The 14500-nt window shown below is 42.7% G+C and carries 9 protein-coding genes; 3 read left to right on the top strand and 6 right to left on the bottom strand.

The window, feature by feature from the left end:
* Window positions 1-42 precede the first annotated feature (42 nt).
* Both AC21OG_RS04875 and AC21OG_RS04870 read right to left on the bottom strand, forming a co-directional pair.
* Window positions 43-1707 carry an ABC transporter substrate-binding protein gene (locus tag AC21OG_RS04875; protein WP_487376178.1) on the bottom strand — a complete coding sequence of 555 codons (1665 nt, stop codon included), beginning with the start codon at window positions 1705-1707 and terminating at the stop codon, window positions 43-45.
* A gap of 449 nt (window positions 1708-2156) precedes the next feature.
* Window positions 2157-3818, bottom strand: a complete 1662-nt coding sequence (locus AC21OG_RS04870; protein WP_486545390.1) for an ABC transporter substrate-binding protein — start codon at window positions 3816-3818, stop codon at window positions 2157-2159.
* Between the two features lie 554 nt (window positions 3819-4372).
* Here AC21OG_RS04870 and AC21OG_RS04865 point away from each other — a divergent pair.
* Window positions 4373-5350 (top strand): zinc-binding dehydrogenase, encoded by a 978-nt coding sequence (locus AC21OG_RS04865; RefSeq protein WP_487376177.1) that lies wholly within the window; start codon window positions 4373-4375, stop codon window positions 5348-5350.
* Window positions 5351-5523: 173 nt separating this feature from the next.
* Here AC21OG_RS04865 and AC21OG_RS04860 read toward each other — a convergent pair whose 3' ends face one another.
* Window positions 5524-7095: a helicase HerA-like domain-containing protein gene (locus AC21OG_RS04860; protein ID WP_487376176.1), complete on the bottom strand. Its 1572-nt coding sequence runs from the start codon at window positions 7093-7095 to the stop codon at window positions 5524-5526.
* 1060 nt (window positions 7096-8155) lie between these two features.
* The gene (locus AC21OG_RS04855; protein ID WP_487376175.1) at window positions 8156-8851 is read right to left on the bottom strand and encodes a DUF2306 domain-containing protein; all 696 of its coding nucleotides are present in this window, start codon (window positions 8849-8851) and stop codon (window positions 8156-8158) included.
* A gap of 171 nt (window positions 8852-9022) precedes the next feature.
* Between AC21OG_RS04855 and AC21OG_RS04850 the strand changes: the two genes are divergently transcribed.
* Window positions 9023-9709 carry a YARHG domain-containing protein gene (locus tag AC21OG_RS04850; RefSeq protein WP_487376174.1) on the top strand — a complete coding sequence of 229 codons (687 nt, stop codon included), beginning with the start codon at window positions 9023-9025 and terminating at the stop codon, window positions 9707-9709.
* A 117-nt stretch (window positions 9710-9826) separates the two neighbouring features.
* Window positions 9827-10849: an SEL1-like repeat protein gene (locus AC21OG_RS04845; RefSeq protein ID WP_487376172.1), complete on the top strand. Its 1023-nt coding sequence runs from the start codon at window positions 9827-9829 to the stop codon at window positions 10847-10849.
* Between the two features lie 200 nt (window positions 10850-11049).
* Here the strand turns inward: AC21OG_RS04845 and guaA are convergent, their stop codons facing one another.
* Window positions 11050-12672, bottom strand: a complete 1623-nt coding sequence (gene guaA, locus AC21OG_RS04840) for a glutamine-hydrolyzing GMP synthase (RefSeq protein ID WP_487376171.1) — start codon at window positions 12670-12672, stop codon at window positions 11050-11052.
* Between the two features lie 606 nt (window positions 12673-13278).
* A complete protein-coding gene (locus AC21OG_RS04835; protein ID WP_487376169.1) occupies window positions 13279-14433 on the bottom strand; it encodes a MalY/PatB family protein in 1155 nt (384 codons plus the stop codon).
* Window positions 14434-14500: the final 67 nt, after the last annotated feature.

Raw genomic sequence — 14500 nt, 5'->3', positions numbered from 1 at the left:
TTATTAAAAGCGTCGCTTGCAAAGGCAGCCAAACTCAAACCCCTAGTCATGCTTGGCGATAGAAACATCTTTAATCTGCCAATTGCTTAACGGATCTTGAATAGGGAAATCAATCACGTAAGGCTTAACCATACTTAGCTTCACAATATGGAAAACGTTAAGCTGCGGCATATCCGCATCGAGCTGAGCTTCGGCTTGACGATATAATTCCGCACGCTGCTGCGGGGTTACGCCTTCTTTAAGCGTTTGCTCCATGATGCTATCGAACTTGGGACTCGAATAACCGCCCCAGTTATTACTATTGCCGGTCTTGGCAATGTTCAAGAAAGTCGATGGCTCATTATAATCGCCACACCAAGTGTAACGTGCCAGCTGATAATTACCATTGCGGAAAGTGTCCAAAAAGGTCTTCCACTCTTTGTTAATCAGATTGACATCCACAAAGCCGACCGCCTCTTTGAGTAGTGAGCTGGTCGCCACAGCCAGTTTTTTGTTGCCCTCGTTGGTGTTGTATAGCAGCTCAAACTCAAGTGGTTTTGATTCACTATACCCTGCATCATTCAGCAGCTTCTTGGCCTCGGCAATGCGCTTCTCTATACTCCAACCTTGCCACTCTGGTGTAAAAGGTGTCATGCCTTGAATAGAGGTCGGCGTGTATTGATACGCTGGCATTTGGCCCTGTCCCATCACCTTTTCGGTAATGATGTCACGATCTAGCGCAAGCGCAAGTGCACGGCGCACACGCACGTCATCAAACGGCGGCTTATTGTTATTATATTGATAATAAAAACTACATAGGCTAGGAGACACTTGGATTTGATCACCTAGCTCCGCCTTTAGAGAGTCAAATTGCTCGGTCGGCATACCACCACCGATATCAATCTCACCGGCTTTATAACGGGCAACATTGGTGGTCTCTGACTCGATAGGCAATATAGTAACGGTATTAATGGTGGTGTTGGCATCATCGTAATACGACGGATTACGCTGCAGTACGATTTTGTCATTCACTTGCCATTCGTTGATTTTATAAGGTCCATTAACCACGATATTGGCAGGGTCTGTCCATTTTGCGCCGAACTTCTCAACCGTCGCCGGATGTACTGGCGAGGTTGAGGTATGAATCAGCATATCGACAAAATAAGGGACTGGGTCGGTTAAGCGGACTTCAAGGGTTTTGTCGTCAATTGCGCTTACCCCAAGCATCTCAGGAGACTGCTCACCATTGATAATCGCCTCTGCCCCAACTACCTTGGCATCCGCTAAGTAACTGCCATAAGGAGAGGCTGTATTGGGGTCAACCACACGGCGTAGACTGTATACAAAGTCTTCGGCAGTGACAGGGTCACCATTGGACCATTTTGCATCCCGTATTTTAAAGGTCCAAACCTTGTTATCCGGACTGTCCCAACTCTCCGCCATCGCTGGAATGGTTTTACCCTCAGCATCGGTTGTCACTAACCCAACCAGCTGTTGGCGAATAATATTGGCCTCAGGAAGCCCTGAGATTTTATGTGGATCAAGTGATTCAGGCTCAGTGCCATTATTGATAACAATTTCCTGCTTTTCAGCAAGGGCGTTAGGGTCACTATTTGCTGCTTTCGTGTGCTCATTGCTAGATTGATCACTACAGCCACTAAGTAATAAGGCGCAGGCAACCGCACTACAACACACTGCTTTTTTGAAGACACGGTAAGACTGATTCATAGTCATATCCTTCAATCGCTAGTCATTTTGTAAGCCAGTTAAACAGATAAATCTCACCCTTCACTAATAGAATACGAGTGACCAATAAATATAGTCGGCGAACTTATAAAGAGTCACGGTGTTAACCTCGTTAAGCCTACTCCAGTAGTACTTGCACTCGGTTGACTTGTAACTACTTTAAAGCTCTTTGACTATAGCATTGCGGCAGGGGCTAAGTAATCTAGCCCCTGTCCAACCTAGCTTTGGTTAATCTGGTTTTGGTTAATCTAGTTATCGTTAACCAATGCTATTCAATGTTTATCATTTTATGATTATAGGTTCGGTTATTCAGGTTACAGCCATCTGGCATAACCCGAAAAAGCGTTGCATAAGCAGTTTTGCATAATTTATGCCAAAGTGTATTCGTTACCAGAGGTCTTATACTGACGTGGTGAACGATCAAGCAGACTCTAATGTTTAGCAATTTTTAGATCTTTACCTTGCCAGTTATCTAACGCGTCTTTGGTTGGGAAGCCGATAACGTATGGCTTGATAAGACGTGGGCTTACATAATGGTAAATATTGAGCAATGGCATATCTGCATCAAGCTGTTGTTCGGCTTGTTTGTACAGTTGAGCTCGCTGCTCAGGACTCACGCCTGCTTTTAAGGTTTGGGTAATGATGCTATCAAACCTAGGACTTGAGTATTTACCATGGTTATTACTGTTGCCAGATTTGACAATATTTAGGAAAGTAGAAGGCTCATTATAGTCGCCACACCAGCCTGCGCGCGATATGTCATAGTTACCATTGCGACGAGTGTCCAAATAGGTTTTCCATTCTTTATTAACCAAGTTGACATCGACAAAGTCTAACGACTGCTTCCATAGCGAGCTGGCAGCAACAGCAATCTTTTTATGGTTGTCATTGGTGTTATACAGTAGCTCAAACTTTAGAGGGTTGTTTTGGTTATAGCCAGCTTCGTTAAGCAGTTTTTTGGCTTCCTCAACCCGCTTTTCCTGACTCCAGCTTTGCCATTCAGGCTTATTATTTTCCATCGCATTAGTCGATACTGGCGTAAACTGGTAGGCAGGAGTTTGCCCTTGACCAATGACTTTATCGGTAATGGTGTCACGGTCTAGCGCCAATGCTAGCGCACGACGGACACGAACATCATCAAATGGTGGTTTGACGGTATTAAACTCATAATAGTACGTACATAGCATGGGTGACACTTGCAGCTGATCGCCCAACTGCTCTTTTAACGAGGCAAACTGCTCAGGCGGTATTTCGTTATAAGTGACATCGATTTCGCCAGACTGATAGCGTGCCACATCCGTGGTACTTGACGGAATAGCCAATAAAGTAATTTTATCTAGGGTCGTATTGGCATTGTCATAGTAGCTGTCGTTACGCGTTAATACGATTTTGTCATTTACCTGCCATTCACTGATTTTATAGGGCCCATTGACCACAATATTGGCAGGGTCAGTCCACTTATCACCAAATTGTTGCACGGCTTTAGGATTGACGGGCTTAACAGAGGTGTGAATAAGCGTATCTGGAAAATAAGGCACGGGCTCTGATAGCGTGATCTGTAGCGTTTTATCATCTAGTGCTTTGACACCCAAGGTATCTGGCTTAGCGTTACCATCAATAATATCTTGTGCCCCCACTACCTTGGCATCTGCTAAGTAGCTGGCATAAGGTGAAGCGGTAGTAGGATCAAGCACTCGGCGCATACTGTAAACAAAGTCTTCGGCGGTCACTGGATCGCCATTTGACCACTTAGCATCACGAATTTTAAAGGTCCAAACTTTATTATCAGGGCTATCCCAGCTCTCGGCCATACCCGGAATGGTTTTACCCTCAGCATCTGTTGTCGTCAACCCTACCAACATCTGACGCAGAATATTGGCTTCGGGCACCCCTGATACTTTATGCGGATCCAACGACTCTGGCTCAGCGCCGTTATTAATGACCATCTCTTGTTTGTCAGCCATCACATTGGGGTCAATATTAGCTGAGCCACTGGTATCAGCTGACTTATCACCACAACCAACTAGTGCCAATGCTAGCGCTAAAGAGGTGGGAACAAAAACGGCGTTAAATAGTGAGGTTGGTTTGAGCATGTTGACATCCTTTTAACTATGGCTAGGAAATAGTTCACGAGAACTATCGTAATCAATGAGAGGTTTAGGCGTTAAAGCAAACCCCATTAAACAGACATTTCAATCAAATATTGAAAGCAACGCTTTAAGTAAACCCAATCAAAGTAAACACAAGTAAACAAACTACAGGCGTTACATTGAGTATAAAATCTGATATCGAGTTTACTATTTATTACAGATGGTTAAAATAACAGTAATTGGCTATTGTAGGCATATTAATAAAAAAAATATATAACGTTGTCAATAAATTTTAATAGTTTTATGTTATATACAAAGCTTTTGACCTTAAGTCTAAGTATTATAGTCATGGTCAGATAAATACAAGTTAACTAGAGTTATATTGATAATAAGAATGATGCTTTGTTAGGGTTAGTAGTGAGGTTAAAAACCATACAAACGCTTTGATATAAATAGCCTCAGCCCCGCATTTATGATAATCCTCAATCATGCTAAATCCCTTTAGTATCAAAGCCCCTTCATGCTAAACCCCATTCATGCGAAATAAGGAACGTATCATGCGTAGTGCGTCTTATCATACTTTTGGCAATCCCTCTGAGGTTTTAACAGTCACCGATACCCCGATACCCGAACCTGGTCCAGATGAGATACGTGTCAAAACCATATTGGCTACTATTCATAATCATGATTTAGCCACTATCAAAGGTCAATATGGCGATAAACCCACCTTACCGGCCATCGCAGGTAGTGAAGCGTTTGGTGTGGTTGATGCCGTTGGTGAAAATGTAGAAGGATTTGCCGTTGGTGACCGAGTTGCTGCCGCCAGTGTTCAGGGTACATGGGCGGAGTATTTTACCGCTCCAGCAACAATGGTATTTACTATTCCAGAGACGCTTGAAGATCACATAGCCGCCCAGTTGATCGCTATGCCCCTGAGTGCCTTGATGCTACTTGAGTTTATGCAGTTGCAACCGGGTCAGTGGGCTATTTTAAATGCGGCAAACGGTGCGGTTGGCAAATCCTTTGCGATGCTAGCAGCAGCCCGTGGTATCCATACCATTTGTTTAGTACGCCGTGCTGAAGCTGCTCGAGAGCTTAATGAACTGGGGGTTAAACACGCGATTGATACCTCAAATCCTAACTGGAAGGATCAAGTACGCAACATCGTAGGCGAGTCTCAGATTAGTGGGGCGGCCGACTCTTTAGGGGGTAGTGCCAGTAATGAGTTGTTATCCGTATTGGGTCATGGCGGCACGTTAGTCTCATTTGGGGTGATGGCAGGTGAGCCTATGATGATAGACCCGGGCCCATTTATCTTTAAACAAGCAGTTATTAAAGGGTTTTGGGGCAGTAAAACCAGTCGCGAAATGGATCTTGAGAATAAACGTCGCCTAATCTCTGAGCTTGTCGAACGAGCCCTAAGCGAACAGTTGCTTCTTCCTGTCGAAGCTATTTATGACTTAGAGGATGTTAAAGAAGCGGTGTCGGATGAGCGCCAAAATGGTAAAAATGGCAAGGTGCTATTAAGAGTTTAAATCACACATTGTGACTTACAATTTAAACCAGCAATTTTGAGAAGTTATGACTTGCTGTTATTACTGGTGGGTTGTGAGCTTCTAAAAATAAAGGAACAACACTTGTGGTATTGCCCCTTTAACCATTTTTTATCTGAACAGTTTTTATCTAAGCAGTTTTATCTGAACAGTTTTTATCTAAACAACGACCCCAATATACCCCGCATAATCCTACCGCCTGTGGCGCCGCCCACTTGCCGTGCCACACTGGTCGCTAGCGTGCCAATGACGCGTTGTTTGATCTTTTCACGCTCTCTCTCAGCGCGTTGTTGCTCTTTTAAGGCCGCCGCTTGTTGCTTAGCCTTTAACTTATCGGCCTCTTTGGCTAGCTTCTCAGCGGCTTTAGCATCTGCTTCTGCTTGCTTAAGGGCTTCTTGCTGCTGTACTTGCTCAGTCTCTTCTTTTATGGCCTGTTGCGCCCGTTTATTGAGCAGCTCGTACGCACTTTCGCGGTCAATCGCCTCTTCATAGACCCCTGCTAGATCGCTATTATTCATAATATCCAAACGCTCGCCAGCACTAAGCGGTTTAAACTGGCTATTAGGCGCTAACATCCATACCCGCTCTACGGGCGTCGGTGTCCCTGACTCATCGAGCACACTGACTAACGCCTCACCCACCCCAAGCGTTGTTAATGCGGCTTCCACATCGACCTTAGGATTGGGTCTAAAGGTTTGCGCAGCGGCACGAATGGCCTTTTGATCTTTTGGGGTAAAGGCACGTAGCGCATGTTGAATACGGTGACCAAGCTGACCTAAAATATCATCTGGAATGTCGGTTGGGTTTTGAGTAATAAAATAGATTCCCACTCCTTTTGAGCGAATCAGACGCACCACTTGTTCAATCTTCTGTGACAATGCATCATTGGCATCTTCAAATAACAAATGCGCCTCATCGAAGAAAAATACCATTTTTGGTTTTTCCATATCGCCCACTTCAGGCAGCGTCTCATATAGCTCGGATATTAACCACAGTAATAAACAACTGTATAACTGCGGGCTCAGCATGAGCTTATCAGCGGCTAATATATTGATGATCCCGCGTCCGTGCTCGTCCGTCTGGATCAAATCATCAAGATTGAGCGCCGGCTCTCCAAAAAACTGTTCTGCTCCTTGATCCTCTAAGGTCAATAATCGACGCTGTATTGCTCCAACGCTAGCGGCTGAGATATTGCCATAACGATTGCGCAGATCTGACGCATTATCCGCGATAAACTGTAGCATCTGACGCAGATCTTTCATGTCTAGCAGTAACAGCCCCTCGTCATCTGCCACTCGAAAGGCAACGGTCAATACACCGGCCTGAGTGTCGTTTAAATTAAGCAGTTGCGCTAGGATCAAGGGCCCCATCTCACTAATGGTGGTACGAATCGGATGTCCTTGCTCCCCAAACACATCCCAAAACACACAGCGATAAGCGGTGAAACTAGGTGTAGGTAGCTGTAGTTCATCCAGCCTTTGTTGCAGCTTACTACTCATCTCGCCGGCGTGTGCCAGTCCTGAGATATCGCCTTTAACATCGGCCATAAATACCGGTACGCCTTGATCGGCAAACTGCTCAGCCAATACTTTTAGCGATACCGTTTTACCGGTGCCAGTTGCGCCGGCAATCAGTCCATGACGATTGGCCATATTTGAGCGTATAAAGAGGGGGCTGCGTTCTGTATCAGAGGTCAAGGTAGGGTATGCAATGGTTAGGTTTGCCATAGTTTAGCTCATCAGAAGGGTGTATTTAGTATCCTTAACTATAGCATTTAATGTTAATCCATCGCTACACACTATTTAAAACAATAGTGCTACGTGTTGATAACGTTTAAAATTAATAAGGACTTAAAAGAAACGAAGTTTGTAACGTTATCTTTTTATAAAAAAAGTTACTATAGTATTCAGGTTTCACGTGAAACACAGATTTTGTCATCATGGCATATACCTCATTTAGTTCAACGTTGTCATATAGTCAAAGAAGTCTAAAATGGTTACGAGGCAACCGAGTGCAAGTAGCAATTAATACGGGAGTAGGCTTAACGAGGTTAACACTGTAACCGTTTAGTAGTTCGCTGACTATAGGATTGATAATGCTACCGGACTCTATACTCCTACTATTGATAATAGCTATAATTTGTACACTATGGGAAGTGGTTTTACTGATTAAAAAGAAGGAGTTTATATTACTGCTTATCATTGTATTAACGATACTATTTTCAGATCTTAACGTGTTTTTGGCTATTTTATTATTGATCAAATTGACCCTATATTTACGTCATTGGGATGATAAGCAAGTACGATCGGTATGCTATTGTCAACTAAGCATTATTGTTATTTATTTCGCTACGATAGGTATTATTAGATTGGATAATATGAATGAGTCACGATAAACAAGACTATCTTTTGAGGCTATGTTTAAAGTGTGAGTGTTGTCCTTTTTATCCTTGAACGTCAACGTCAAAAGCGGTTTAGTCACGATTGCAACGGATATCCTGCTTATTGAGACGAATTGCAGAGGCTTGCTTTTTTCAGAAAATCGTAGATTTTCTCTTGCGTCGGGGTGAAGCAGTGCTTCACTTTATCCCTCCTCAGGCGCACGAAGTAAGCGACACCCCAAAGCTTAGCCTCTGCCTCGGATAAATAAGCAGATAGGAGTGGAAAGCGTGAATAGCTACTTGTTATTGATAAGAATTAGCAAGTAATCATTAAAAACATTAAATTTATCGTGTTATTAATGGGTTTTAAGGTATGGGTTTTAATTTTTTTGAATACAAATGTCTTGTTATTTAGCCCAATATTTAAATAACTTAAGTCGTTTAATATTTAAATAAAACCATGCAAGCACTAAGTTTATCCCCCAGGCTAATATACTTTCAGTTTGGTAGATATGAAGTGGGGTAAGCCATTCGAAGTATGGAGCGAGTTGATACAGCCCCAATTTTAGAAAACGTAAAGTAACCGCTGATAAGGTTAATGCATAGCTATAAACCATTAAGGTTCTGTGTCGTTTGAAACGTCTTTTTAAGGCGAAATAAACGCCCCCTAACGTAGTCAGTCCCCATAATAAACACAATACAGTAAAGCTAATCCGAACGGGCAGTCCACCTAGTGCTGTTAGAGCTAATACAAGCCCCGAAGGTAATGCCAATACTAGAATGATAAAGACATAACCATACCCCAATCTACGATGCCATTTTGCATAATTAGGAAAACGAACCGAGTTGAATATATTCCAAAACTGGGTAAACCCTGCCAACATGGCAATGCCACTACTATAAACATGGACTTTGAACGCAAGTCTCCACCAGTTGTACTCGACCCAACTTCTTTTTAAGATGAGAAACCCTGCTCTGTCTTCAAAGGGGATATAAATAAGTACCGTTTTGGCCATTAACCAACAAGACCAAACTAATAATCCTAAGGTAAGAAATTTTAAGGCCTTACCCAGTAATTTATGTTCAGCTTTATTAGTTGACATACAATAAGACCTTAATGGATTTTAAATGAATAATGAATTTAATTTAATTAATTTTTAATAGAATATGGTACATTAAATTTAACCTATTGATTCAATAATAATAAGAATTTTTTAAGACTTTCCAAAATTTTGCAGATGATGGATACCCTAAATCAATCTTAAGGAAAACCCATGAAAACGTTAACCCTTCCCATCGCTTTTATTGCAGTGACGTGTCTCGGCGGTATCAGCTATGCTAGTACCTATCCAACTGGTGTTTTCTCAGGCAAATTTGGTGACGGTAAAGCGACGCTATTTATTGACTCTGTCTCTAATGGCAACGTTCGGGGCAGCAGTTTATACAAACATAATAAACGCCCTTTAAACGGCACTATTAAGGCAGAAGGTAATTTTTGGCGACTGACGTTAAATGAACCTGCTACTAAGATAGGAGATGGACAATTTGATATGATGACCAATAAGAATAGTCCAGATCTGTTAATAGGAACTTGGAAAGTTTTTCCTAAAACCGATACGGCCTCTGGTTTATCAGCCAAAAGTTTTAATCTTAAACAAAAAGAATGTGGCTATAAAAAATATAAGGGTTATTATAGTGAGGCTTCAAATCGTTTGTTAACAGATGAAGAGTTGTTTACCAGTCCTTCAGATCTAGATTATATGCGTAATGAGATTTATGCTCGCCACGGCTATTCATTTAACTCTACTGAATGGGCTAAAACATTCGCTGAGGAAGATTGGTATGTGCCTTGTTATACCAATGTGGACAATAAATTAACCAGTATTGAGAAAAAGAATATTGAAAACATAAAAGCAATGCATAAATATATGGTTGCTAATCCAAGTACTTGGGGACGTTAGAGAGTCTAACTCCTTTGACTGATAAAGTTTATAATGACAAAAAAGCACCCAACTCAATGCTTTTTTTATTTATAAACTAATTCATCAAACAAAATTTAGGATTAGCAGGAGCATAATTTGAAAGGATTTAGACGTCGGTTAGGGGTTTTGTTTTCAGCTGCGTTATTGTCACTGTCAGCAATGGCGATGACCTTTTCGGAAACACAGGAGTTGGCCAACCAAGGTGATGCCACAGCTCAAAATATTCTGGGCAATATGTATATTGCTGGTGAAGGCGTACAACAAGATTATACCAAGGCATTAGAATGGTATACAAAAGCCGCTAGCCAAAGTGTTGCGCCTGCTCAATATAATCTAGGTGTAATGTACTACGAAGGTAAAGGCGTACGACAAGATTATGCCAAGGCAGTTGAATGGTACCGCAAAGCCGCTAACCAAGGTCTTGCCGAAGCTCAATCAAATTTGGGCTATATGTACGGCCAAGGTCAAGGCGTACGACAAGATTATGCCAAGGCTATTGAGTGGTACAGCAAAGCCGCTAACCAAGGTCTTGCGCATGCTCAATATCATCTGGGTATTATGTACTACGAAGGTGAAGGCGTACGACAGAATTATGCAAAAGCAATTGAATGGTTCAACAAAGCCGCTAACCAGGGTTTTGTGTATGCTCAATATAATCTAGGGGTGATGTACGACCAAGGTGAAGGAGTACGACAGGATTATGCCAAAGCCGTTGAGTGGTACACAAAAGCTGCTAACCAAGGTTATGCAGCTGCTCAAGTAATTTTAGGCTATATGTATGGTGATGGTCTAGGGGTTCGACAAGATTATGCCAAAGCTATTGAGTGGTACACAAAAGCTGCTAACCAAGATGATACGACTGCTCAATTTAATCTAGGTAGTATGTACTATAATGGTCAAGGCGTACAACAGGATTATGCCAAGACAGTTGAGTGGTACACCAAAGCGGCCAACCAAGGTCTTACGATTGCTCAATATTATCTAGGATTGATGTACAAAAACGGTGAAGGCGTACGGCAAAGTTATCACACTGCTAAAGAGTGGTTTGGCAAAGCATGTGATAACGGAGATCAAGATGGTTGCGATGAATATCAAATCTTAAAAGCTAGAGGCTTTTAAACTATATATAAGGATTTTAAAAGAAGGCTATTAAAATCAAAAAAAGCACCCAATCGGGTGCTTTTTATTTATAAACTTATCAATTGCTTAACATCAATTCTAAAAATTTGAGTAGCGAGGAAAACGAGTGACAGCACTACATCAAGTAGGCTGAACGAGTTTGACGAAGCTAATCAGATTTTTAGTTTGATGGCTAACCTCTACTCCCACTCAATCGTTGCCGGCGGCTTACTCGACACATCATAAGTCACACGCGATACGTCCGCAATTTCATTCATAATGCGGTTACTGACGGTCTCAATCAGCTCATACGGCAGATGCGCAAAGCGAGCCGTCATAAAGTCAATGGTTTCGACCGCACGTAACGCAATTACCCACGCATAGCGGCGACCATCGCCCACCACGCCAACGGATTTGACGGGGGTAAATACCGCAAAGGCTTGCGCCGTTTTTTCATACCAACCAGAGCGCTCAAGCTCTTGCATAAAGATGGCATCGGCTTGACGCAGGATATCGGCGTATTCCTTTTTGACTTCACCCAAGATACGCACCCCAAGTCCAGGACCTGGGAACGGATGACGATAAATCATCTTGTGCGGTAAGCCCAAAGCAATGCCCAACTTGCGAACTTCATCTTTGAACAAGTCACGTAATGGCTCAACCAATTCAAACGCCAAATCGTCAGGCAGACCGCCTACGTTATGATGGCTCTTAATGACATGCGCCTTGCCTTGATGCGACTTAGCAGACTCAATGACATCAGGGTAAATCGTCCCTTGCGCCAAGAACTCAACTGGCTTGCCGTCGCTACCTTGGCTCACATCACGTGCAGCATCGGCGAAGACATCAATGAAGGTTTTACCAATGATTTTTCGTTTGGCTTCAGGGTCCGCCTCGCCTGCTAGAGCACCTAAGAAGCGGTCTTCAGCATCGACACGCACCACTTTGACACCCATATTCTCAGCGAAGACTTGCATCACTTGATCGCCTTCGTGCTGACGTAATAGTCCATTGTCCACAAACACACAGGTGAGCTGATCACCAATCGCCTTATGTAATAATGCAGCGACCACTGAGCTATCCACACCGCCTGATAAGCCTAATAAAACCTGCTTGTCTCCGATCTGTTCTTTGAGCTGCTCAACACGCATATCGATGATGTTGTCTGGTGTCCAGTTGCCAGCGCAGCCGCACACTTGATGCACAAAGCGGGATAGCAACACATCACCCTGCAAGGTATGAGTCACTTCGGGATGGAACTGTAAGCCATAGTATTTTTTGTCTTCATTAACCATCACCGCAATCGGGCAACTTGGCGTGCTGGCAATCACATCAAATCCTTTTGGGGCTTCGACCACTTTGTCGCCGTGACTCATCCACACATGCAGACGACTATTGTCTTGACGCTCATCTTCAATACCGTCGAGCAAAGTGCTAGAACCCGTCACATCAATAACGGCGGCTCCAAACTCATGGACATCACTCGCCTGAACTTTACCACCGAAGTGATCCGCCATTGCCTGCATGCCATAACAAATGCCTAATATAGGCACGTCTAAATCAAATAAGGCTTGGTTAATACGAGGGCTATTGGCATCATGGACACTTTCTGGCCCCCCTGACAAAATCACCCCTTTAGCACCAAAAGCTTCAATGCGGCCCGCATCGATGTCATAAGGATACATCTCACAAAACACACCAGCCTCGCGCACACGACGTGCGATAAGTTGGCTGTACTGTGAGCCAAAGTCGATAATTAAGATACGATCTTCTTTAATGGTAGGCAGATTTTGGGTAGCGGTGCTCGGTGTGGCTATGCTCATAATGTGATCCATTTCGAGTGAAAAGTACAAAATTTAATGTGGCGTCTATTTTACCAACATTCTGCAGTATTATGGAGATTGTATCGCTAACTAATTTATTCAATGGATCATTTTAAATTAGCTGATTAAAAGCGGCTGATTAGAGGTGGCTAGTTGACAAGGCGCTTAGGGATTGTATATTGGACTGGCTCTATCATTAATTCTCGACGTTTGCTATTAACTGGACGTGTCCTGCTTTCTGCGCTATCGTAGTGATTAACGTCGCTTATCATTTTCAAAATTATCGAAGCTTAACCAACGAACAAGGTTTACCTCAATGAACATTAAAAGTGTACTGGTCTTCTTTTGTGTCGTTTTTATCCTAAACTATGTGATCAATTGGGCGATGAGTTTAGGTCAAGATTTACGGTACATCTTATTCTTGAGTCTCGTAACTACCGTTTTATTCTATCTACTGAACATTATGCGCGGTAGATGGACGAAGTAGAGTAAGTGCTAGGTGCCATATAAACTCATACAGAAAGTATTGTATGAAGGTTGCTTAGGGCTTGCTAACTACTTAACTTAATTATAAATATCATAAAAGTATTGCCACCTATCGCCTTATCAGTTCCCATTCAACCCTTGGTGTACTCGTTTTAATCCTTCCATTAATATCGACTCAGGACAAGCGACGTTCATACGCATTTTTAGATGCCCTTCGTCGCCATAGCTAATGCCTGCGTTTAACTCCACTTTTGCCTCACGCAATTTATCGTATAACGTTTTGTCGTCATCGGCATAAGCCGAACAATCTAGCCAAATGAGATAAGACGCTTCAGGGCGCATGACTTTGATATCGGGTAAATGCTCGTTTAAATAATTGATGATTAAGTCAATATTATTTTCGATATAACTCAGCACCTGCGCCAACCATTCTCCACCTTGCTCATAAGCGCTACGCATGGCGGTATAGGCAAATAAGTTTAATTCGTATTCGTCGTTTAACTGCTGTTGTTGCTTGATCTGGGTGGCTAACGCTTTGTCTTTGGCAAATATCATCGAGCCTTTAATACCGGCGATATTAAAGGTTTTGGTCATTGATGTTAGCGCCACCGTCATGTGCTCGTAGCCTTTGGCGATATTTAAAAATGGTGTAAAGGTATGACCCGTTAAGGTTAGGTCTTGATGAATCTCATCGCTCACAATAGCAACTTGATATTTTTTACAGATTTTAAAGATGGCTTGTAATTCTGACGCTGTCCATACGCGCCCGCCCGGATTATGCGGATTACACAGCAAGAAAACTTTGATTTTATGCTTTTTAATTTTGGCTTCAATATCGTCTAAATTAAAGACGTATTTGCCGTCTTGCTCGACAAGCGCAGAGCGAATAACCTGACAGCCATTAAGCTTTGTTTTGGTGACAAAAGGTGCATAAATGGGGTCGTTTATGAGTACCGCATCACCCATTTGAGTGAAAACGTTGAGCATCAACGAGATACTTGGTACCACACCGGGGGAGAATAGAATTTGCTCAGGCGTAAGATGCAAATCATAGCGACTGCCATGCCAGTTTATAATCGTTTGATATAACGCATCGGTCTGTTTGGTATAGCCCAATATGCCGTGGTTGATGATATGTTGAAGGCTATCTAACACGGGTTGGGGTGCTTTAAAATCCATATCAGCAACCCATAGCGGAATGGTATCGTCCTCATAGTGCCATTTGATCGACCCGGTATTACTTCTGTCGATGACTTCGTCAAAATTGTATTGCATTGGTGTGGTTCTCGTATTTGGCGTAAGGTGTGTTCTTTTTATTTAAATTGTTGTCTTAGGCATTTGT

It is taken from the genome of Psychrobacter sp. CX5 (genome assembly GCF_057621535.2).
Note: the sequence above shows the minus strand (reverse complement) of the source record. Positions and strands in the feature narration are given on the sequence as shown.

Excerpts from the sequence above, each read along its gene's own strand:
- AC21OG_RS04865 (WP_487376177.1), top strand. The coding sequence starts at position 4,373 with ATGCGTAGTGCGTCTTATCATACTTTTGGCAATCCCTCTGAGGTTTTA.
- AC21OG_RS04870 (WP_486545390.1), bottom strand. The coding sequence starts at position 3,818 with ATGCTCAAACCAACCTCACTATTTAACGCCGTTTTTGTTCCCACCTCT.
- guaA (WP_487376171.1), bottom strand. The coding sequence starts at position 12,672 with ATGAGCATAGCCACACCGAGCACCGCTACCCAAAATCTGCCTACCATT.
- AC21OG_RS04855 (WP_487376175.1), bottom strand. The coding sequence starts at position 8,851 with ATGTCAACTAATAAAGCTGAACATAAATTACTGGGTAAGGCCTTAAAA.
- AC21OG_RS04875 (WP_487376178.1), bottom strand. The coding sequence starts at position 1,707 with ATGAATCAGTCTTACCGTGTCTTCAAAAAAGCAGTGTGTTGTAGTGCG.
- AC21OG_RS04850 (WP_487376174.1), top strand. The coding sequence starts at position 9,023 with ATGAAAACGTTAACCCTTCCCATCGCTTTTATTGCAGTGACGTGTCTC.
- AC21OG_RS04860 (WP_487376176.1), bottom strand. The coding sequence starts at position 7,095 with ATGGCAAACCTAACCATTGCATACCCTACCTTGACCTCTGATACAGAA.
- AC21OG_RS04835 (WP_487376169.1), bottom strand. The coding sequence starts at position 14,433 with ATGCAATACAATTTTGACGAAGTCATCGACAGAAGTAATACCGGGTCG.